A 21116-nucleotide genomic window follows, 5' to 3' on the forward strand; every position below is an offset into this window, starting at 1 on the left:
CAGCTCGAGTAAAAATTTCTCGACATTTTCTACTATTTTTGCATTTCAGTTCTCCCAAAAAAAAGTGTACCAGCCGAAATGGAGGTACACTTAAAAATCTAAATCAAAAAATATTTAGCTAACTCGACCACCATTGCCCCCATTCTTTCCTTTTCAGGAACCACAATTCTTTCGATTCCCTCATCTTTTAAAGCCGCTTCGGTTACTTTCCCAACCGCTCCAGCAACGACCTTTTTATTGAAAGCGGCCACGATATCTGTATAAATCTTATGTTCTCTTGCATATTCAAAGAGCGAGTGTACCTGAGTGGCAGTGGTAAAGCAAACTGCGTCACATTTATCGAACTGTAATTCATGTATTAACCGATCTACTATCTCATTATCAGGTGCAATATGCTGATATGGTAGGATTTTTTTTACAGTTGCCCCACGCTCTTCTAAGAATGTTGTTAATGCAGGTGCTGTTTCGCCATGGAGTTGAACCATAACTCTTGTTCCTGAGAAATCAACGTTTTCGAGTGCAAGTGCTAATCCTTTCGTTGTTCCATCCACATCAACTACATGTGGTTTTAGATCATATTTTTTCAGAGCAGAGAGTGTTTTATATCCTCTAGAGGCGATCTTGGCTTCACGAATATTCTTAAAAAATAAATCACTTAATCCAAGTTTTGCTGCTAAATCCACAAGTGTCTCAAAGCCAATCCCAGTGGTAAAAATGACCCAATCAGCCCCATTTTCCACGAATTCACGTACATCTGGTTCTACCTCTTTCTCGGCTAAAAACACTGTCCCTTGAAGAGGTCGAACGAGAGGAACCCCTCCCTGTTTTTCAATTAGTATACTTATTTCTTCTATCTTTCGCGAACCACAGATAACAACTTGTTTTCCAGTCAAACCCTTTTCCATCGTACTTACCTCTCAGACTAAATAATAATATTTTTTTTTTTTTCGATTTGATCGATCTTATGCGAAGGATAAATATTCATCCCACTTTTACCAAATTTCGCTACTACTGCCATTGCCGTTGCAACGGTTTTAGCTTCAATGGCTTTATAAGGTCGTAATGGACCAACCATTAGTACATTGATAATAGCACTTGTTTTTGCGGCAATTTTTTCGCCGAAACGAAATTCTTTTCTTTCCCCTAATAAAAGTGATGGCCTAAAAATATGTACAGATGGTAAACTTAAATTACCTAAAGATTCTTCCACTTCACCCTTAACTCGATTATAAAAAATACTTGATTTAGCATTTGATCCCATTGCGGTAATAATAAGAAATTTCTCTACCTCACTTTTTTTCGCTATTTTAGCTGCCTCGACTGGATATTCATAATCTACTTTTCGAAAAGCTTCTTTGCTTTTTGCTTTTTTAATTGTCGTTCCTAAACAGCAAAAAACGTCCGTTACTTTAAATAATTCTAAGTATGTATGAAGTTGCTCAAAATCAACTACATGCACTTCACATGAAGAATCAGGACTTACAATTGGTCTTCGCACTAACAAATGGATTTTTTCATAATTTTTTTGTTGGATGAGGATTTTTACCAATTCATTTCCTACTAGTCCGGTAGCACCTAGTATTAGAGCTGTTTTTCTTTTGTTTTCCATATCTACTCTCCTTATAATCCAACCAACTTCTTTATTAAGATTATTACACAATCTCTAGGAATAATGAAGAATATTAGTCCTCATAAGTAAATTCATTGGAGCTTATTGCTTTAGATTGAGAAATAAAATTACACCATAAAGTCAGAAAAACTATTATTCGTTTTTGAAATAATAGATGGTTTTTTGTTCAATTATTTTCAGATTGGACATACTTATGAATGTGAATTTTTATTAAAGGAGGAACATATATGCCAAACGATTTTCAATTTAGTAATTTTATCAATGAGGTTTCCCTGCAAACAAAAATGGAAAATGTGTGGAGTAATACATGTGGATCATGGCAGAATTGTAATGAAGAAACCATCCAATCTTTCTTAGCTCAGTGCCTTGATTATAATATTGATCCACAATACTGTATGAGTTGGGTTGAGCAGCATAAGGAAATAATTCCTGATTGGACGAATGTATCGGAAACCTCGCTAGGATGGATAAACGCACATACTTCAACCGGTTCGGCGATCTCGATTTCCGAGCAGGATTTTAGTTGAATTTTTTGGGAGGGCTACAAAACCCTCCCTTTTCATTTACCCTAATCATTACAATGTACTCAGTGAACCCTATGGATTAACTCTACTAATCTTTCTAAACCAACAATGAGCCGTGGCGAGGGTCTGCAGTAAAGCTCTTCCTCAAGAATTAGAATTCGATCATCACTTTCATATCCTAGTTTTTCAAATCCATCCCGCTTCTTTACAATGCTTTTGTGGATTTTTTCTTTTCTCACTCCTACCCAAGCAAGACAAATGAAATCGGGTTTACGTCTTAATACATCCTCCCATTCCGTTTGAACACTTGCCAAATCCACATCCTGAAAGATATTCACTGCCCCAGCAGCCTCAGAAATCTCCGTGAGCCAGTTTATTTTTCCTGGAGTAAAAATTGGCTTTGGCCACCATTCCCAGTACAAATTTGGCTTGTAATCGTAATTTGCACCTCTCTGTTTAACTTTTTCAAGGCGAAAACGAAATTGCTTGACCGCCTCTACTCCGCGTTTATGCTCTCCGAGTGCTTCAGCCGTTATCATTAAATCATTTTCAATGTCTGTAAGTGATTGCGGATTTAACACTAGGTGTGGAATTCCTCTTATCTGTAAAGCTTCCACATTTTTCTCCATCCCTGGAACACTTAAAGATGCAAGGACCAAATCTGGCTGTAATTCTTCAACCAAATCCATATTAATTGACAAATCGGGACCTAATTTAGGCAGACTCTCAATTGAAGAGGGCCAATCGGAAAAATCATCGACTCCGACCAATAAGTGTGTTAAACCGAGATATTCAATAATTTCGGTATTACTTGGGCATAAGGAAATGACTCGCATCTTTTAACATCTCTCCTCCCTATTTAGCGAATAATCATAAAACGCATGGATATCGATTACTATCCATGCGTCTTTAATTAAATTTATTTCCGGTCCCCTTCCACTGCTTCCACCAACTGAAATAAAAAACGATATATGAGCTGGAACGCCTCACCTATAGTTAACTCTTCCTTGAAACCTTCAACATAATTTAAGGCAAAATTCAAATTCCATAAACCATCCTCTTGACTAAACATTAAATCAAATTTTGCTTCTTCCCCGTGTAAAAAGCTATTTAAATGTTGCTTTAACGATTTATCAAATTTCTTTTGCAGCTTTAGGCCTAACATGACATCATAGGTCCCAAAAACATCATCCGCTTCTAAAGAAACAGCTTCGACACTAATTACATCAAACCAATTCGATTCCATATAGATAAATTCATTTTTATGCTTTTTTAAGTAATCCAAGGGTTGATTTAAAAAGGATGATGATTCATTCTTCAGCATGTTTTCTGTTTCTTTATCACAACGTTCAATGTAAGCGTCAGCGAAACGAACACTCTCATCCAGCTCTAAAAATTGAATTTCATGCACCAACTGATTTTTTTCAACATATTCCTTTTCTTCTTTAAAAATAGTAATCCCTTTTCCGTTTGGGCTATTTTGCTGTTCAGTTATGTACTGTTTGATTTGGTCTTTTAACATCAGAATATCCTCCTAATGAATATATGTTTCTAATTTTGATTGTTTATGACTAAAAAAGCAAATGTAACCATATCTTTTTAGACAAAAAAAGAGGTGACTATGTACGTCACCCCTCAGTTTGGAAATTAATTCTCCGCTAACTTTGCTTTCACCTTATGAGTAGAAGGCTTTACATCCCCTGGATCTTCCGCTTGCTTCGCGCGTTTAATAAATAACGCAAGAACCAATGCAAGACCGGCGATAAAGACGGTAACAAAGAATGCATCATTAATACCTTCTAACATAGCTTTCATTTGAATATCATGCTGCATTTTTAATTGCATCGCCTCCGTTATTTTTACAGACGGATTTGCTGGTACAGCCTTTTTAGCTGCTGCAATCAATTCAGTTGCATGTGTTTTCGCACGGTTTGTCATCACTGTTACTAACAATGCCGTACCAATCGCACCTGATACCTGCGACATCGTATTGTTCATCGCTGTACCGTGTGGGTAAAAGCGTGCTGGTAATTGGTTCAAGCCGTTAGTCGTAACAGGCATATTCACCATGGACATCCCGAACATGCGGATTGTATATAAAATAATTAAATGAGTATAAGTTGTTTCAAGTGTTAATTTACTAAACAAATAACTAGTTACCACTGTAATCCCTAAACCAATAATGGCTAACGTACGTCCACCAAATTTATCGAATAATTTCCCTGTTATCGGCATCATAATTGCCATTGAAATGGCACCTGGCAGTAACAATAAGCCAGCATCCAAAGGAGAAATCCCTCGAATCGTTTGGACATAAATTGGCAAGAGGATCATACCTGAAAACATCGCCATCGTAACAATCATAGAAATAGCAGATGATAAAGCAAACATTGGGTATTTATAAATCCGGAAGTTAAGCAGTGGCAGTTCTTGGCTTAATTGACGAAGGATAAATATTACCAAACAAATAACCCCGATTGCGAGGGTACCGTAGACTTCAGGACTATCCCATCCTTTTGTACCTGCTTTACTAAAACCATAAAGAATTCCACCGAATCCGATACTTGATAACACCACAGATAGAAAGTCCAGGCGGATATTGACTTTTTCCTTTTTATCTTTAAGTAAGAAAACACCAAGTAAAACAACGACAATTGCGATTGGTGTGACAAAATGGAAAAGCATTCTCCAGTCATAGTGCTCGATAATCCAGCCTGACAAAGTCGGTCCAATGGCTGGGGCAAACATTAACACTAAACCAAAAACCCCCATCGCCATTCCACGTTTCTCGACTGGAAAACTAGTTAGCATAACATTCATTAACAACGGCATCATGATCGCTGACCCTGAAGCCTGAACCATCCGACCCGTTAATAACAATGGAAAGGCATGTGCAAATCCTGCTAAAATGGTTCCTAATGTAAACAAAATCATCGCAGCTAAGAATAACTGACGAACAGAAAATTTTTGAATTAAATAGGCTGATAATGGAATGAGAATTCCGTTCACTAACATAAAACCAGTTGTCAGCCATTGAACCGTAGCTGCTTCAATCTCTAAATCCTTCATGATTGACGGTAATGCTATATTAAGTAAAGTGTTATTTAAGAAAGCAATAAAAGCTCCAACCATTAATACGGCAAGTATTCCGTATGGTGGTTTGCTAGTCTTTTTTATCGTTTGATCCATTAAATTTCCCCCTATAATATTTGTTCAACTTTTTATACCCCTATTTCACACTTAGATAATAATATACGCTCAGTTCAATTTTTGCAATTAAAAAAACCTGAAAAATTATGGGTTTGTATTCATGCTTTAAATAATGTACTATATTTTTATACTATTAGTACAAATTGAAATAAGTGGTGATTTTATGAATGACCGAAAACTGCATGTTGTAAATATGGCTCATCAATTATTCATCGAAAAAGGGTTTCAAGCAACGTCTATCCAGGATATTTTAGACTATAGCGGGATTTCTAAAGGAACATTTTATAATTATTTTTCATCTAAAAGTGAATTATTAATCGCTATTTATAAAACAATTTATAAGAAACTAGAAAAAGACCGAAACGATTTATTAATCGGTCAAAACCCTTCTAGTATTGAAATTTTCATTAAACAAGTGGAATTACAAATGATTTCTAATAGGAAAAATAAATTACTTGCCTTATATGAGGAAGTATTAGCATCTAATGACGCAGACCTCAAACAATATATCCAACGGGCTCGTTTAAATTCACTTCGTTGGTATTACAATCGGTTTATCGACATCTTCGGAGAAGACAAAAAACCATTCCTTTTAGACTGTGCCATTATGTTTCAAGGGATCATTCAATATAATATTCAATACAATCGGATGGCCCATGAATCGGGTGAAAAAGTAAGCAGTGTGGTCCGCTACTGTGTAGCGCGAATGGTTAAAATGGTTGATGAAGTTGCTGAATCAGGGGAGCAATTAATCGAACCTAAAACTTTAGAAAAATGGGTCCCTGGCTGCCAACAGAACAATCATGAGATATTGACCCAGTTGGTGAAAGTAGCCCTAACATTAAGGGCGTTAATAACGAAGAACATTCAGGATGTAGAAGAACAAAACAAATACAATGAACTTTTGGATTTTATACAAGAAGAAATCATCCATACAAGATCCCCAAGAAAGTTTCTTATTCAAAGTGCCCTTACATCTTTAAAGCAAAACCCTGCTTCACTTTGGAAAAAGGAACTCGGGCAGCTTGATGAACTAATTGAAGCTTTTTATAGTTCTATGGAGGCGGAAGACACAAACCCCTAATCTAAGGATTAGGGGTTTGTGTATGTAAAGCTTTTATCATTTGAAAAGCGTTGTTGAATTTCCCAAATAAAATAATTCCTTGAATATTGTTTTACCACTACGATTGCATCTTCACCATTTTTTGTAAATATAAGCCCTGAACCCATCTGTTCTTGAAACTTCCAACCTTTTGATTTCATATATTTTTTTACCACATTATAATTGCTATTTCCATTACTTTCCGATAAATATTTACTTCGTTTCTCTGTTTTGGAGAAAAGTTCAAATTCAGAATCAGAAAAGTGAAGCTTTAAAGCAGAAATCATTAATGGTATGGGATTCCCCTCCTGAAAAAGTGCAGAACCAAAACTGCTGACAACTAGACCATATCCTATGACCGAAACGATCACTAAGGTAACGGCCATTTTTCTAATCCCCTCCACCTGTTCGCCTCCTTATATATCTCTATATATAATTTGACGAAGGATGGGTAATTTTGGTTTCGGATAGAAATATTACATTTTCATTAAAATGGTTTTTAGTAAGGACGGTTTTGAACTATAAATTTGGATTAAAAGTTAATTTTTCAAAAGGAAAATTGTAAAAATAGGGGTATCATAACAGACATAATCACCGCGGAGGTAATCATCGCAATACTCCCCATGGCCCCTTCTAATTCTCCCCATTCAAATGCACGGTTGGCACCAATTGCTTGAGCAGATGTGCCTAACGCTAACCCCTTAGCAATCCTACTTCTAATCCGAGTTATATTTAAAAGAAACGGTCCAATTATTAAAGAAAAAACCGCAGATATACAGACAAATAAAATCGTCAGTGACGGTATCCCCCCTAATGACTGGGAAACTGATAAGGCAATTGGAGCAGTAACCGATTTTGGAATAAGTGACAACATTATTTCCTTATTCATGTGCAAAGACTTCGTCAACAAGATAATTGATATTACACCTGTTAATGTGCCTGGCATTACCGCCCAGAATATAATTAGGAAATTTTTCTTAATCATTCTCACATGTTTATATAAGGGAACAGCGAGAGACACGGTAGCAGTTCCTAGTAAAAGTGAGAATAATCCTGTTCCAGATGAATATTGGGTCACTCGGACATGAGACAGCGCCAATAAACACATGATGAACACCGTTACCGTATATAACGGATTTAACCATGCCTTGTTATACGTTTTAAACACCTTATTCCCTGCTGCATAACTTATTACAGTTATACTGGTACATAGTAATATATTAGAGATTATTGTTCCCATTTTGATTACTCCTTTTCCTTTTAGTTTCTAAATACTCAGCCATAAAAGCTGTCACAAGAAGAACAACCAGGCTGCTTGCTGCAAGGATGATGGCTAATTTGATTCCTTCTACTCTAAAAATCCCTGCAAAATGCCAAACACCTACTATAAATGGAATAAATAAAAGTGTTATATGTTTAATATGCAGCTGGGCTGCTGCTTCGACCCATTGGAGCTTACATACACCTGATACCAATGCAAAGAATAAAAGTGCCATACCGACAATACTTCCTGGGACAGGTAGTTCAAGCCAAGTAACGAGCCTTGTTCCAGTTAAATATATAACTAATATTGTGAGAAACTGAGCAATAGCGCGAACCATTCGGCTCACCCCCTGGTTTTAAATTTAACCACCATTTAATTTATTAATGGGGTCACAATTAATTTCTCTAACGTCAGTATTGCACACCTTTTTAAGTTTTTCTGTAAATGTGGAATGATTTCTAACATAAATTTTTTAAAAGCGGTTTAATAGATGTTAGAAAATCTTCTTTTATTTCGGGTTTTCTATGATAAATCAAAAAACCGATTCCCAGTAGTAGGAATCGGCTAAAAACTAAATATTTTTATACTTATTTAAGGAAGGATTTAGGCATGACAACAGCGACGACCTCGCCCCGAGCACAGAGAATATCGTTCGCATAAACTTCTGTCTCAACCTTAAACTTTTTAGGGTGTATTTCATGTACGCGACCAATTGCTTTTAAAGGTAGCCCATGTGGAGTGGGCTTGAGAAAGTTCACATTCAAGGAAGCCGTTACGAACCTTGGGGGCTCCGTACCATCACCCGCTTCATGTCCATTTTTTCGATGCAGCGCCAATGCAGCAGACCCAGTTCCATGACAATCTATTAACGAGGCAACAATCCCGCCATAAACAAAACCAGGAAGTGCTAAATGTTCTGCTTCTGGTGTAAAAATTGTTACTGTCTGCTCCCCCTGCCAGCCAGTCCGAAAATGATGACCCTCTTCGTTCAATCGACCACAGCCATAACACCAGGCAAAATCATCCGGATATTCATCTTGAATTGCATTTACAACCTTATCTTCCATTAAACTTCTCCCCCTTAACCGAAAACGCTTTCATTAACATAATATCACTGAAAAAATTCTCAGGTCAATCAATTAACTAAATATTTGAAATATGAACTTCTTTCACATGGTGCCTGACACCAACATTCATTTGACATAATTTTCAAATATTATAAGATTATATTCAGTATTACGAAATACTTTGGAGGCGATATTTGATGGGAAAAACGGTAGAGAGACGGCTGACTCGTGCAGAAGTTCCAGAGGATTTAACGTGGAACCTAGATGATTTATTTGTTTCAGAAGAAGCTTGGGAAGCTGAATTGATAGAGATTGAAAGACAAATTGCACAGTTTCATAGATTTAAAGGTACATTACATAGTAGTTCTAAAGCTTTATTGGATTGCTTATGTGCAAAAGAACAATTATCGATGCGAATCATTAAAGCGTGGACGTTTGCCAGTTTAAAGCAATCGGCGGATGGATCTGATCCCATAAATCAAGCCAATATGGCTAAGTTTTCTTCATTACGGACAAAAAGTATTGCTGCGTTATCTTTTATTAACTCTGAAATTCTTGCGTTTGAAGAAGGAACAGTTGAACAATATCTCAAAGAAGAACCAAGGCTTGCAGCATTTAAGAAAAACTTAGTTGACCTCCTTCAAACAAAAAAGCATACGTTGTCACCAGAAACAGAAGAAGCATTGGCAGCACTTGGAGAACTACAAGGCTCCCCATATCAAATTTATCAAATGACAAAGTTAGCTGATATGCAGTTCGCACCAATTATAAACGGCGAGGGAAACGAATTACCTGTATCGTTTGCATTGTTTGAAAGTCGTTATGAATTCTCACCTGATACAGACGTTCGCAGGAAAGCCTATCACTCTTTCGTCGCAACGCTAAAACAATATAACAATACCATGGCAGCAACCTATGCCACCGAGGTCACTAAACAAGTTACCCTCGCACGTTTACGAAAGTATGATTCTGTGACCCATATGCTCCTTGAACCGCATCAGGTTACACCTGAAATGTACAACAATCAGATCGATATTATCTATAAAGAGCTAGCACCGCATATGCGTAAATTCGCACAGTTAAAGAAACGGATTTTAGGTCTGGATAAAATGTTATTTTGTGACTTAAAGGCACCGTTGGACCCTGAGTTTAATCCGGAAACAACCTTTGAAGAAGCAAGCAAAATCATTATGGATTCTCTTAAAGTCATGGGACCTGAGTACACTAACATAATTGAAAGAGGCTTTAAAGAGCGCTGGGTTGACCTAGCTGATAATGTGGGAAAATCAACGGGCGCCTTTTGCTCAAGCCCTTATGGGGCACACCCCTACATTCTTATCACCTGGCAGAATAATATGCGCGGCTGTTTCACTTTAGCTCACGAATTTGGCCATGCAGGACATTTCTTTTTGGCAAATAAAAATCAGCGGATCATGAATGTGCGACCATCGATGTATTTTATCGAAGCCCCGTCTACCATGAATGAAATGCTATTAGGTCAGCATTTACTATCCACAACGGTGGATAAACAAATGCGCCGCTGGGTTGTCCTGCAGCTGCTCGGTACCTATTATCATAACTTTGTCACACACTTGCTGGAAGCAGAATATCAACGCAGAGTTTATGCTCTCGCCGAGAATGGGATTGCATTAACTGCCAAAACATTAACAGAAGTAACTGGGGCAGTTCTATCCGAATTCTGGGGAGACACTGTTGAAATCGATGATGGGGCCAGTTTAACGTGGATGCGTCAACCGCACTATTATATGGGCTTATATCCATACACCTATTCAGCAGGATTGACGGCATCGACCGCGATTGCGCAGTTGATTCAGGAGGAAGGTCAGCCCGCGGTTGACCGATGGCTCGAGGTTCTTCGTGCCGGTGGAACATTGAAACCGCTCGAATTATTGAAACATGCAGGCATTGATATGTCGAAGCCCGACCCAATCCGGAAAGCTGTAAAGTATGTAGGAACTTTAATTGAAGAATTAGAAAAATCATATCAATAAATATAGAAAAAACCCTTGTGCCACAAGGGTTTTTAAAATTCACTTTAACACCGTAATCAACCAACTTAATTTACTATCTTATAGTTTGTCTCTGGTTTAACCGATCCCTGAAAACACTAACAAACTTAAGACACCGATCAATGTCATACATTTGTAAGTTTACCTCAATCTTCAGTGTGGCAATTAATTTTGTGTGAACGTACAGCATATCTCTAAATTCATCAACAGCGCCGCAAAACTTCGGATAACCACTATCTCCTGTGCCTACGACTCCTGTCAAGATCCTCTTCACATTCAATGTTTCGAATGCACGATATAATTCCATCATTTCTTGAGGAATTTCCCCATTTCCCCAAGTATAGGTTCCAATCACAACAGCCTCGTAATTGATTAGGTCCTTAATTTGTAATTCTGCTATCCGATAAAGAGTGACATCAATCCTTTCTTTTAAAAATAACTTACGAATCAAATGAACAACTTCTTCTGTATTTCCAGTTTTAGAAGAATACACGATTGCAACTTTCATAATTCATCGAAACCGTTGGATTGCGTTACCTTAGCATAGGTCCTCGACTTCTGTTCAAAGAAATCGGATTTTGTTTCATTCATCATTTCATCACTGAAAATATGAATCCAAGGCATCGGGTTGACTCTCTCTTTAAATAAGTTCTGTAATCCAAGCTGGCGCAGCCGCTTATTAGCAAGGTATTCCGTGTATTCTTCGTACTCGCTCAATTCAATCCCTTCTATATCTTTCAAAATCACATGAGCCCATTCTTTTTCAAGTTGAACAGCTTGACCAACCGATGTGTATAAATATTCAATATTCGCTTCTGTATTCAATTCCGGATTTTCTGTTAAGAGAATCCGGAGAAACTGTGCCATAAAATAAGCATGCTGCATTTCATCTCGTTGGATATAACTAATCATTGTACTTGTCTTCAGCATTTTTTGCTGGCGGGCAAGATGATAGAAAAAAGCAAAACCAGCATAAAAATATATACCCTCAAGATTTATAGAGTTCACACCAAGTTGAAACAAGTTTTGAGGTGATGGATTCTCTCGGAAACTCTCATAAGCATCTAAGATCAGTTCGTTTCTTTTTCGGACGATGGGATCATTTTTTGCTTGATTGAACCGTTCTTTTTGTTCATTTATTGGTACTAGAGAACTTAATATGTAGGAATAGGATTCATTGTGTACCGCTTCCTGCTGAGCAATCACCGCAAATATTGCTTTAAAACTAGAATCTGTTACGTAGTCCATCACTTGACACATGGTAGGTGTTTGCAGGCTATCTAATGAAGCAAGTTGTGTATTAATCCGCAAGAAAACATCTTGTTCTGTCGCACTGAGAAGATCCCACTGCTTAATATCATCTTGCATATTAATTTCTTGTGCTTTCCAAAAATTTGATAACAAAGTTTGATATAAATCGTACATTTGCGGGTAGGCAATATCATTCCAGTTGAGCAATCCAGATGATAGTCCGTTAATAATCCCAGTGGATTTATTAGGAAAATCAGGGTTTAGCAATTTAATTCTAGGCAGTGGTATGTGAATATCCATAAAAATTTTTCCTCCGATCGATTTTAAAAAGGTGTTAGCTGTGGCATGCCTCACATTCGTCAATTTCAGTTTGCGATGTGCTTCTGACATAATAAGTGGTCTTTAAACCTTGCTTCCAAGCTTCCATATGAAGGTTTAGCAAGTCTTTGGCCTTAATATCGTGCCTAACATAGAGGTTAAAGCTAATCCCCTGATCAATATGGCGCCCTCGTGCGGAATTCTGTTTAATACTCCAAATTTGATCTAATTCATGTCTCGAACGACGATAATATTCGTATGTTCTATGATTTAAATCAGGTGCGGTCACTTTAAATTTAAAGTTCTTCTTTTCCTCTGCATATTCAACCGAATAGATGGGATCGATTCCATCTGTGGAACCTCCGATCTTCGCCGTTGAGGAGTTGGGTGCAATCGCCATTAACCAACCATTCCGGATCCCATGATTTGATACATCCCTCATCAGCTGATTCCACCTTTCTGATTGGTAACCTTTCCGTTCAAAATACTCCCCAGTATGCCATTCAGAACCACTAAACTGGCTATAAGCCCCCTTCTCCTTTGCCAGCTCCATTGACGAACAGATGGTATGGAACGCAATCTCCTCATACAAATGATCTGCATACTTAACCGCCTCTTCGGATTCCCAGTACATCCCTTTTAGCGCTAATAAGTGGTGCCAGCCAAACGTACCTAGCCCAACGGCTCTGTACTTTTTATTTGTAACCTGAGCCTGTCCAACCGTTATGGTATTTAAATCTATCACGTTATCAAGCATTCTCACCTGTATACGAATGAGACGTTCTAAGACATTCGCCGGTACTGCTTTTGCTAGATTAATAGAAGATAAATTACAAACTACGAAATCACCTGGTTTCCGGACAATCACGATATGGCCTTCATCATTTTGGTACTCCTTAACAATCGTCGTTGCAGACATATTTTGAGCAATTTCTGTACAAAGGTTACTGCAGAAAATGGATGTACGCCCTTTGCCCAATACATGCTTATTTGGATTTTGTCTGTTTACTTCATCACGATAAAACATGTACGGGGTGCCTGTCTCTAATTGAGCAACCATGATCCGTGTCATAATATCCATGGCACGATAGGTTTTGCGGGGAAGAAGCGGGTTACCTACTGCCTCTTCATATTTCTCGGTAAAATATTTAACATCTGTCTCATCATAAAAGTCCTCAAGTCCAAGCAGGTTCCCCTGTTCATCCTTCCAGCCCATCATTTGTTTTACTTGATGGGGACAAAATGTATGCCACTGTCCAATGCTTCTTCCATGCTCATCTTTCTCTTCCAACTTTTTCATAAAGAGGTCTGGTATGGTGACACCTGTGAAAATATCATGGGCTTTACGGCGTTCATCCCCATTATTTGTTTTCAAATCAAGGAACCCGTTCATGATATCTTTATGGAACAAATCAAGGTATACAGCAATGGCACCTTGACGTTGACCTAACTGATCAACACTGACAGCTGTATCATTTACTAATTTTATCCATGGAACCACACCGGATGAGTTTCCTTTAAATCTCTTAATATCCGAACCAAGGGCTCGAACTTTACCATAATAGATTCCAATTCCTCCGCCATCTTTACTTAACCGAGCAATATCCCAATTATTTAAATAGATGCTATCAAGTGAGTCATCAACCGTATCAATAAAGCAGGAAGAAAGCTGCCCAAAGCTTTTCCCCGCATTCGCTAGAGTCGGTGTGGCAACCGTCATATATAAATGACTTAATGCCCAATATGCCTCCTTCACAAGGTGCAGGCGATCTGACTGCTTTTCATCCTTCATAATAGTCATCGCAATAATCATGAACCGTTCCTGAGGTAGTTCATAAACATTTCGATTATAATCTTGAGCAAGATAGCGATCCGCCAGTAAAAATAACCCTATGTAATTAAATAATAAATCTTGTTCTGGTCTTATCTCTTTTGCTAGCTGGTCGATTTCATCCTTACTATATAAGTTTAAAAGTTCATTAGCATAGATTCCTATATCTGTTAATTCTTTTATTAAGCTATAAAAGTCTCCATATTCTAGAGAACGTTCATATCCGCGACTTTTAGCAGCCTTTCCATATAGTTCATTCAAATAAAGACGGGCAGCGACAAATGTCCAATCTGGCTGGTCCATTGCGATTTGATTCACTGCATAAACCAAAGCTTGTTGGTTTGCTTCTAGCTCTGTTACATCAAGTTGGCTTAATCGTTCTCTAAGTTCCATTGTATTAATCTGATATTTCCCTGAAACTTGTTCTAAAGATTCTAAAACGTAATTTAGTTCTGATTGCAGTTCCTCAATCATCATTTCATTTCCCCCTATAATAAAAAAATCCGCTCAACGGTAATTGAGCGGATGAAACGATAACATTACAAAAGGAAAAAATAAAATATCCAATGCCTCCTGTCGCCACCGTTCATCTTCCCAATCCCCGAAGAAGTTGAAACATCTTAAGAAAGACAGGTCTCCTGACTCATGCTTCTACCTACTTTGAACCCTTCCCATATAAGTACCTAATAGATTAGACAATCTTATACAGTGGTTTGTTCATTTCGTCAGCATTTACAGTTGCGGGGGCAGTTCTGGAATTACACCAGATTCCCTATTAAGCCACAATGGGCATCTCCTCTTAAGGCTAACACAATATATAGTTTAATTTGCAAAATTCAAAACAATATGTAGTGAATCAATGTAATTAATAATAGTATAGTCTCTATTATATTTCAAGTCTATTATTTTTAAAAAATGAAACTAATTTGATTGAGTATCCGTATATGAAGAAAGACCAAATTGAAAAGAGGCATTTTTATGGGGAACATTTTTCTATTTACATTGATTATTGGGATAGCTGCTGCGCTTGTTCTAATACCAATTTTTAAACATGAAAAGGAAAGGAAAAAAGAGGGAAAAACACTCAATAACGGCTTCTTCCTTGCACTTGTTTTGATACTCATGATAGCAGTGTTTGTATTCTATTATTTTACTAATTTCGATAGAAATTTCACCTCGGTATGGCCCTTAGCTATCATTCTAACAGCTGCTGGCGCCGTTCTTGCCAAAGGCACAGAAAGAATAGTCAAAGGAATTCTCTTCCTTGCAAGTCTAGGCCTTGGAATTTATTTCTTATCCGCTTTTATATTTAATGCTGATCAAAAGTATGAAGTTGCCAAGATGGATGAAAAGGTAGAGATTCAAACTTTTGATGAGAAAGAGACACCTGCCAGTGTTCCACCGCAGTTTGCACGTAATAAAATGAAAAAAGCGTTCGGACAAGTTCCGAACACAAGCTACTATGAACTTGGGAACCTGCAAATTCAAAAGCTGAACGATGACTATGTGTATATTGCCCCTGTAGAGTTTTCCGGGTTTTTTAAATGGTGGAAAGGAAAAAGTACACCTGGTTACTTTACCTTAAGTGCAACGGATTCTAGTGCTAATCCTAAATTTATCAAGTCAGAAATGATATTTACCCCTTCCTCATTTTTTAATAAAAATATTGAGCGGCATATTCGCATGAAATATCCGAAGAAAATTTTCTTTGGGGATGTTCAATTAGAAATTGACGAGAATGGAAAACCCTTTTACATCCGTACTTATGGAGGATTTATTTCCGCACGAAATGGATTTACAGCGAAGGGGCTAGTCGTCGTCGATTCAAAGAATGGAGCAATGAAAGATTATCCACTAGCAGATGTCCCGGAATTTATCGATGGCGCTGTTTCGCCTGAAGCGGTTAGTTTGCAAAACAGCTATTACGGGAACCTTGTTCATGGATTTTGGAATAGTGTCTTCGGTAAATCTGACGTGAAACTCCCATCGGATGAAGGCACTGAGTCAAATGTAAGCCCCATCTTTGATGAAAATGGACAGATGTACTATTTTACAGATTTCACAAGCCCTAAAGAAGGCGTCGATTCCATGCTCGGGTACTCACTGACCAATTCAAGGACAGGAAAAGCAACCTTCTATACCGGAAATCCAGAGCAATCTTATATGGATTCACAAGGGGCCTTGCAGATCATTGAAAAGAAATTTATTGAAAAGAAATGGCTTGGTCAAATGCCGATTCTTTATAATTTTTATGGTGAAGCCAGTTGGTTAACACCTGTATTAGACTCAAATGGTTTTCTGCAAAATTACTTTATTGTGTCTGCAGCGAACCCAGAAATTTCAGTATACGCCAGCACTCCAAATGAGGCACTTAAACAATATAAAACCGCCTTACAAAGGGGCAAAGGCACTGTAGACGGAAGCTCGAAAGCACAAGAAAAACAAATCGGCGGTACAGTGATGAGAGTCTATAAGGAGAAAAACGGAGATTTCACCATTGTCTCATTCTTATTAAACAACCGCCAAAACTTTATCATTTCTTCAGAAAAAGCTCCACTCGCTATCTACCTAAAAGAAGGAGATAAAGTAAACATTCAATACTTCGACACCGGAGAAGACTTCCTTCCCGCCAAAGAGTTAGCAATCGAAGCCTTACAATAAGGAAACAAAAATAGGGTGTCAGGCACCAATTGGTGCCTGACACCCTATTTCTCTTTACTGAACCTTTTGAATACGATTTTGAATTTGATAAGTGAATGGTTTAGGCTGTGCTGAGATAAAGTTCACTAACGCATCCAGGTCATTAGGGCCGATTTCTTTGTTTTGAGCTTGGGTGAATACGGTAAATCCGTCGCCGCCGCCAGAAAGGAATATATTCGCTGTCACTGAATAGGATTTATTTGGATCTAATTCTGTGCCATCAGGCAGCTTCATACTCACTATCCGTTGTCCAATTGGTTTATTCGCATCCCAAGTATACGTTAGTCCAGAAATTTGCAGCATGTTCGTCTTGGTTGCACTCCATTGCTGGTTAAACAAGTCACGAATCTGCTGTCCGGTCATCGTCATTTTGACAAGGTCATTATTAAAAGGCTGAACGGTGTAAACTTCTCCCCAAGTTATTTCGCCAGGATCAATGTCAGCACGAATTCCGCCAGGATTCATAAAAGCAAATTCCGTTTTTAGCGCATTTCGTTGTGCGTCTGCAATGAAATCCCCAAGAACGGACTCTCCGTTCTCATTCTGTTTTGCTGTCAGACTTTGAGCTGTAGAGCCGACCACCCGGTTAACAATGGGTTCCACTTTTGCTTCATAGCCCTCAATCATTTGTTTAATCTCGGGATCTGGCTTCATTCCTTCCTGGAAGGTGGTTACAATCTCTGCCGTTTTTGAGACGATCTCCTTTGTTTTTGGATCAATCTCAATATCCACATCCGAAAATGCGGTCCCATAGGAATAGGATTGAACCACTAACTTATTATCGATCATTGCGTTCATATGTGCGTGATTATGACCGCCAAAAATGATATCCACTTCATCATCGACCCGATTGGCAATATCCACCAGCTGCCCAGTTGGATTTTCTCCATTTGGACCTGATGTCCCTGGGTTATGAGCTAAAACAACGATCGATTTTACTCCTTGTTTTTTCAACTCCGCTACATTCCGGTTGATTGCTTCTACCTCATCGGTGAACTTTAATCCGGCTACCCCGCTTGGGACAACTACCGTCGGCGTCTCGGTTGTCACAACACCTATAAAGCCAATCGGCATTCCATTTACTTTGATAACTTGATAAGGAGGCAGGATCGTTTTGCCGGTTTTTTCATCGATTACATTCGCTACAATCCATGGAAAATTTGAACCTGCAAAATTGCCGGTTTTCGGATGTGACCCACCCTTAATTAGGCGGAGCAATTCGTTTACCCCTTCATCAAATTCATGATTACCAACAGTTCCGATATCAAATCCAAGTTTGTTCAAGATTTCAATCGTCGGTTCATCCTGTAATAGGGCAGACACTGGCGGGCTGGCTCCAACCATGTCTCCATTTTGAATCAACAGCGTATTTTTGTTTTCTGCTTCACGCTGTTTTAAATAAGCAGCTAGATAATCTACCCTGCCCGCTGGTTTTCCGTTAACATTCCGGGTTACATTTAATTGCCCGTGCAAGTCATTAATTCCTAATAATTGAATCGGAATAAAACGATTATTCGTTGCAGGAGCTTTTTTCTTTTTAGGATTTTTCGTTTCCGGACGATTGGATTTGTGACCATGATAGCTTTCCGATAAGCCTTGACCTTTTGTTTCCGTTGGTTTTTGTCTGCTTGCCTCTACAGACTGGGTTTGACGCATCGTTTGATCTGGATATTCTGACTCTTTAAGGTCCCTAGCTGCAACACTTAGATTTTCTAACCCTCCGAATAATATAACGAGAGTTAATGATATAAATGCTTTCTTAAACCAATCCATGCAAATCCTCCTACTATTTTATAAATGGACCATGGTATTTTTTGTTTTCAATGGAAGCAATATGCATATCTCCATATAATAAATGGAAAAAACCCGCTACTTTTCTTCAACTTCAAGGTTGAAGACAAAATAGCGGGCTTTTTAAAATATACTTTTAATCGTTAAACCACCAATATTTCAGATTGTTTATTTGCGTAATCGATAACAAACTTTTCAATTTTCTTTGTATCGTCTGGGTGAAACATATGCCCCGAATTCTCATACCAAACCAATTCTTTCCCAAGCGGAGCATCGAGTTCGTTAAAATATTGCTCAACAGATCTTCCGTCTACATGAACATCTTTTGCCCCGTGTAAAAAGGCCAGAGGTACTTCTAACCTTTTTGTTTTTTTAAAATCAACCTGTGCAAAATCCTCCACTAATGCTTGGGTATAGGTTAATTTGTAGGAACTATAGAGTGTATGGAAGATATCTTTCATGGAGTATTCTGGGCTATTTAAGAAAAGCTTTAAACTGCCAAGCATGCCTGGATGCTTCACTGTTTCACTTTCATAAACCATCGAATTATATTTTATTAGGGGCCTGCGGAAATCGGTCCATTGTTTCAATAACAGATATGGCGGGCGGCCTAGTTGTTCTAATTTCTTAAGTGTTTTCCGATCATTGGCTTTCTCGGCCTGAGCAAATAACCAATCAAAACAAATCTGATCGTTTTCCTGCCAATTGATAATTTGCGATATGCCGAAATAAGCGTGAAGTTTTTCTGGGTATCTGGATGCGATCGATAAACCGATAATCGTTCCCCAAGAGTGACCAGCTAAATAAACCTTTTCTTTCATAAAACGACCTCTTAAGATATCGATTAAGTCAAGACAATCACGAATATATTGCTCGACTCGAAAGGACTCTTTGGGGGTATTTTTATGATAGGTTTTCCCTGCTCCTCGTTGGTCCCAAAACACTACCACGAAATGTTTAACAAGCTCGTTTGTTGAAATGGAAACAGCATGATCCTGACCTCTTGAAACAACGCCCGGAACCGGCATACAGGGCCCGCCATGAATAAATAACAACAAAGGCTTTGTTGCATCATTACCCTGGATCAGAACAGAATGCTCCACTCCACCCAAGTTTATCTTGTCAACCAAATCAATACCTTCATCAGCAATCGTAAACTCCCGCTTCGAAAACAACCCCAAAATCCAAGCCCCTCCTCTTTACTTGTAGTAAACCGCAGATGGTGTCAGGCACCATGTTAATGTTTCACAATCAGACCTTGGAAAGCTGCTGATGTTCTTATTTCGATGGTTAATGAGCCTTTTTTGTAAATGGATTTGATGAGAAATGGTGCCCCAGTCGTATTTTGAAATTTGAAGTCTGGCCCGCCATAGGAGACGGTGGCATCTCTGCCCGCAGGGACATAACCAACTGACAAGGAATGGTGATGCTTTTCAAGATAACTAACACCTAATTGGTCCACTGAATTATATAAAGTGGAGGAAGTCTGGCAAATCCCACCGCCAATTCCGTCGACTAGTTGTTTATTCACGATTTCCTTTGCTTTTTGATATCCATGCGCGGCATCACTTGGCCCAACTGTCGTGTTAAAGGAGAAAGTATCGCCTGCACCAACAATGACATTATTGATCGCCTCTGCTGACAGTTCAATATTTTTGGACCGGCCCACTACCCCACTATTAAATCTGGTGGTATAGGTTGCAACCACCACTTCTCCTAAATGGGTCACATCTTCCGGCTTATACCCGCTCTCGGTCACATAAAGAGGCAGTTCCACATCGCCTCCCGCTGCTGATGCAGTTAATACCTTTTCAACCAACTCGGATTCTTCTAAAATAATTCTTGGTTTCCCTTTAATGATTTGACCTTTTGAGTCAATCTTATCGAGCACCATTCGTTGGTCATAGCCAGGTGTAGTTTTCGTTCCTCTTGCCAAGTCCTTTGCCCACTTCTCTAGTTCCTTTTTATATGCATCGTTATTAGATCCAAATCCCAGGTCAACTGGAAGAAAGCTTTTGATAATCGATTTCGTATTGGGGTCAATCACATTGACCATAATCGGTTTGGGTTCTTCTTCCTTTTGAGATTCTTCTTGCGGTGTTTGGACCGGATTTTGCTTTGGTGCTGTAACTTTTTCTTCCACCGCCTTTTCTTTCACGGATGTTTCTGTACAACCGGCCAATCCTAAAAAACTACAACTAACTAAAACTGTAATTAACCAAGAACGTTTTTTCATTTGCCCAACCTCTTATCCTATATTTTCATGCATGATCTTGGACTTCCGAATGAAGTCCATTCATTCTCCGATTTTATTCGCAATAACATGTCAATATGATTGATAAGTGTTTTTAAATGTAAAAAAAGCCCCTAATTAGGAGCTTAATAGCTAAATAAAATA

Annotated in this window: 19 protein-coding genes and 1 riboswitch; of the genes, 4 read left to right on the forward strand and 15 right to left on the reverse strand. The window is 38.4% G+C overall.

Annotated elements, in window-relative coordinates; all coding sequences use genetic code 11:
• Window positions 1-98: 98 nt before the first annotated feature.
• Together QNH17_RS17060 and QNH17_RS17065 are read right to left on the reverse strand one after the other, a co-directional pair.
• Window positions 99-905 carry a uroporphyrinogen-III synthase gene (locus QNH17_RS17060; protein ID WP_283873725.1) on the reverse strand — a complete coding sequence of 269 codons (807 nt, stop codon included), beginning with the start codon at window positions 903-905 and terminating at the stop codon, window positions 99-101.
• Between the two features lie 17 nt (window positions 906-922).
• The gene (locus QNH17_RS17065; protein WP_283873726.1) at window positions 923-1609 is read right to left on the reverse strand and encodes an oxidoreductase; all 687 of its coding nucleotides are present in this window, start codon (window positions 1607-1609) and stop codon (window positions 923-925) included.
• Between the two features lie 248 nt (window positions 1610-1857).
• Between QNH17_RS17065 and QNH17_RS17070 the strand changes: the two genes are divergently transcribed.
• Entirely contained in the window at window positions 1858-2157 is a 300-nt protein-coding gene (locus QNH17_RS17070) for a hypothetical protein (protein ID WP_283873728.1), read from the forward strand.
• A gap of 59 nt (window positions 2158-2216) precedes the next feature.
• Here the strand turns inward: QNH17_RS17070 and QNH17_RS17075 are convergent, their stop codons facing one another.
• The 3 genes from QNH17_RS17075 to QNH17_RS17085 all read right to left on the reverse strand — a co-directional run bounded on the left by QNH17_RS17075 (window position 2217) and on the right by QNH17_RS17085 (window position 5343).
• Window positions 2217-2990: a cobalamin-binding protein gene (locus tag QNH17_RS17075; RefSeq protein WP_283873730.1), complete on the reverse strand. Its 774-nt coding sequence runs from the start codon at window positions 2988-2990 to the stop codon at window positions 2217-2219.
• Window positions 2991-3073: 83 nt separating this feature from the next.
• Window positions 3074-3676 (reverse strand): branched-chain amino acid aminotransferase, encoded by a 603-nt coding sequence (locus QNH17_RS17080; protein ID WP_283873732.1) that lies wholly within the window; start codon window positions 3674-3676, stop codon window positions 3074-3076.
• A 125-nt stretch (window positions 3677-3801) separates the two neighbouring features.
• Window positions 3802-5343, reverse strand: a complete 1542-nt coding sequence (locus tag QNH17_RS17085; RefSeq protein ID WP_283873733.1) for a DHA2 family efflux MFS transporter permease subunit — start codon at window positions 5341-5343, stop codon at window positions 3802-3804.
• A 184-nt stretch (window positions 5344-5527) separates the two neighbouring features.
• On the opposite strand from QNH17_RS17085, the gene QNH17_RS17090 reads away from it, so the two are divergent.
• Complete coding sequence (locus QNH17_RS17090) at window positions 5528-6448, forward strand: TetR/AcrR family transcriptional regulator (RefSeq protein ID WP_283873734.1); 921 nt, start codon at window positions 5528-5530, stop codon at window positions 6446-6448.
• A gap of 8 nt (window positions 6449-6456) precedes the next feature.
• Here QNH17_RS17090 and QNH17_RS17095 read toward each other — a convergent pair whose 3' ends face one another.
• From QNH17_RS17095 to QNH17_RS17110, 4 genes are all read right to left on the reverse strand, one after another.
• Entirely contained in the window at window positions 6457-6852 is a 396-nt protein-coding gene (locus QNH17_RS17095) for a hypothetical protein (protein WP_283873735.1), read from the reverse strand.
• Window positions 6853-7013: 161 nt separating this feature from the next.
• Entirely contained in the window at window positions 7014-7706 is a 693-nt protein-coding gene (locus QNH17_RS17100; protein ID WP_283873736.1) for an LrgB family protein, read from the reverse strand.
• Window positions 7687-8067, reverse strand: coding sequence for a CidA/LrgA family protein (locus QNH17_RS17105; protein WP_283873738.1), 381 nt, complete (start codon window positions 8065-8067; stop codon window positions 7687-7689). The genes QNH17_RS17100 and QNH17_RS17105 overlap by 20 nt, the downstream gene beginning before the upstream one ends.
• Window positions 8068-8317: 250 nt before the next feature.
• Window positions 8318-8797, reverse strand: a complete 480-nt coding sequence (locus QNH17_RS17110; protein WP_283873739.1) for a PaaI family thioesterase — start codon at window positions 8795-8797, stop codon at window positions 8318-8320.
• 197 nt (window positions 8798-8994) lie between these two features.
• Here QNH17_RS17110 and pepF point away from each other — a divergent pair, with 197 nt between their 5' ends.
• Window positions 8995-10809: an oligoendopeptidase F gene (gene pepF, locus QNH17_RS17115; protein ID WP_283873740.1), complete on the forward strand. Its 1815-nt coding sequence runs from the start codon at window positions 8995-8997 to the stop codon at window positions 10807-10809.
• A gap of 73 nt (window positions 10810-10882) precedes the next feature.
• On the opposite strand, the gene QNH17_RS17120 is transcribed toward pepF, so the two are convergent.
• Genes QNH17_RS17120 through QNH17_RS17130 form a run of 3 tightly spaced genes read right to left on the reverse strand, consistent with a single transcriptional unit; the run spans window position 10883 to window position 14701 of the window.
• On the reverse strand, window positions 10883-11335 hold the full coding sequence (locus tag QNH17_RS17120; protein WP_283873741.1) for a flavodoxin domain-containing protein: 453 nt from the start codon (window positions 11333-11335) through the stop codon (window positions 10883-10885).
• Window positions 11332-12378: a ribonucleotide-diphosphate reductase subunit beta gene (locus QNH17_RS17125; protein WP_283873742.1), complete on the reverse strand. Its 1047-nt coding sequence runs from the start codon at window positions 12376-12378 to the stop codon at window positions 11332-11334. The genes QNH17_RS17120 and QNH17_RS17125 overlap by 4 nt, the downstream gene beginning before the upstream one ends.
• A 34-nt stretch (window positions 12379-12412) precedes the next feature.
• The gene (locus tag QNH17_RS17130; protein WP_283879531.1) at window positions 12413-14701 is read right to left on the reverse strand and encodes a ribonucleoside-diphosphate reductase subunit alpha; all 2289 of its coding nucleotides are present in this window, start codon (window positions 14699-14701) and stop codon (window positions 12413-12415) included.
• 138 nt (window positions 14702-14839) lie between these two features.
• A riboswitch (cobalamin riboswitch) is annotated at window positions 14840-15039 on the reverse strand.
• 166 nt (window positions 15040-15205) lie between these two features.
• Between QNH17_RS17130 and QNH17_RS17135 the strand changes: the two genes are divergently transcribed.
• Complete coding sequence (locus QNH17_RS17135; RefSeq protein ID WP_283873744.1) at window positions 15206-16888, forward strand: MFS transporter; 1683 nt, start codon at window positions 15206-15208, stop codon at window positions 16886-16888.
• A gap of 54 nt (window positions 16889-16942) precedes the next feature.
• On the opposite strand, the gene QNH17_RS17140 is transcribed toward QNH17_RS17135, so the two are convergent.
• The 3 genes from QNH17_RS17140 to QNH17_RS17150 all read right to left on the reverse strand — a co-directional run bounded on the left by QNH17_RS17140 (window position 16943) and on the right by QNH17_RS17150 (window position 20954).
• Entirely contained in the window at window positions 16943-18700 is a 1758-nt protein-coding gene (locus tag QNH17_RS17140; RefSeq protein WP_283873745.1) for a bifunctional metallophosphatase/5'-nucleotidase, read from the reverse strand.
• A 161-nt stretch (window positions 18701-18861) separates the two neighbouring features.
• Window positions 18862-19899: an alpha/beta fold hydrolase gene (locus QNH17_RS17145; protein ID WP_283873746.1), complete on the reverse strand. Its 1038-nt coding sequence runs from the start codon at window positions 19897-19899 to the stop codon at window positions 18862-18864.
• A 56-nt stretch (window positions 19900-19955) separates the two neighbouring features.
• Window positions 19956-20954 carry a VanW family protein gene (locus tag QNH17_RS17150; protein WP_283873747.1) on the reverse strand — a complete coding sequence of 333 codons (999 nt, stop codon included), beginning with the start codon at window positions 20952-20954 and terminating at the stop codon, window positions 19956-19958.
• Between the last annotated feature and the right edge of the window lie 162 nt (window positions 20955-21116).

This window comes from Neobacillus sp. SuZ13, from assembly GCF_030123365.1.
Classification (GTDB): domain Bacteria; phylum Bacillota; class Bacilli; order Bacillales; family Cytobacillaceae; genus Neobacillus.

Coding starts and splice junctions, on each gene's coding strand:
- QNH17_RS17060 (WP_283873725.1), bottom strand. CDS start 905: ATGGAAAAGGGTTTGACTGGAAAACAAGTTGTTATCTGTGGTTCGCGA.
- QNH17_RS17065 (WP_283873726.1), bottom strand. CDS start 1,609: ATGGAAAACAAAAGAAAAACAGCTCTAATACTAGGTGCTACCGGACTA.
- QNH17_RS17070 (WP_283873728.1), top strand. CDS start 1,858: ATGCCAAACGATTTTCAATTTAGTAATTTTATCAATGAGGTTTCCCTG.
- QNH17_RS17075 (WP_283873730.1), bottom strand. CDS start 2,990: ATGCGAGTCATTTCCTTATGCCCAAGTAATACCGAAATTATTGAATAT.
- QNH17_RS17080 (WP_283873732.1), bottom strand. CDS start 3,676: ATGTTAAAAGACCAAATCAAACAGTACATAACTGAACAGCAAAATAGC.
- QNH17_RS17085 (WP_283873733.1), bottom strand. CDS start 5,343: ATGGATCAAACGATAAAAAAGACTAGCAAACCACCATACGGAATACTT.
- QNH17_RS17090 (WP_283873734.1), top strand. CDS start 5,528: ATGAATGACCGAAAACTGCATGTTGTAAATATGGCTCATCAATTATTC.
- QNH17_RS17095 (WP_283873735.1), bottom strand. CDS start 6,852: ATGGCCGTTACCTTAGTGATCGTTTCGGTCATAGGATATGGTCTAGTT.
- QNH17_RS17100 (WP_283873736.1), bottom strand. CDS start 7,706: ATGGGAACAATAATCTCTAATATATTACTATGTACCAGTATAACTGTA.
- QNH17_RS17105 (WP_283873738.1), bottom strand. CDS start 8,067: ATGGTTCGCGCTATTGCTCAGTTTCTCACAATATTAGTTATATATTTA.
- QNH17_RS17110 (WP_283873739.1), bottom strand. CDS start 8,797: ATGGAAGATAAGGTTGTAAATGCAATTCAAGATGAATATCCGGATGAT.
- pepF (WP_283873740.1), top strand. CDS start 8,995: ATGGGAAAAACGGTAGAGAGACGGCTGACTCGTGCAGAAGTTCCAGAG.
- QNH17_RS17120 (WP_283873741.1), bottom strand. CDS start 11,335: ATGAAAGTTGCAATCGTGTATTCTTCTAAAACTGGAAATACAGAAGAA.
- QNH17_RS17125 (WP_283873742.1), bottom strand. CDS start 12,378: ATGGATATTCACATACCACTGCCTAGAATTAAATTGCTAAACCCTGAT.
- QNH17_RS17130 (WP_283879531.1), bottom strand. CDS start 14,701: ATGATTGAGGAACTGCAATCAGAACTAAATTACGTTTTAGAATCTTTA.
- QNH17_RS17135 (WP_283873744.1), top strand. CDS start 15,206: ATGGGGAACATTTTTCTATTTACATTGATTATTGGGATAGCTGCTGCG.
- QNH17_RS17140 (WP_283873745.1), bottom strand. CDS start 18,700: ATGGATTGGTTTAAGAAAGCATTTATATCATTAACTCTCGTTATATTA.
- QNH17_RS17150 (WP_283873747.1), bottom strand. CDS start 20,954: ATGAAAAAACGTTCTTGGTTAATTACAGTTTTAGTTAGTTGTAGTTTT.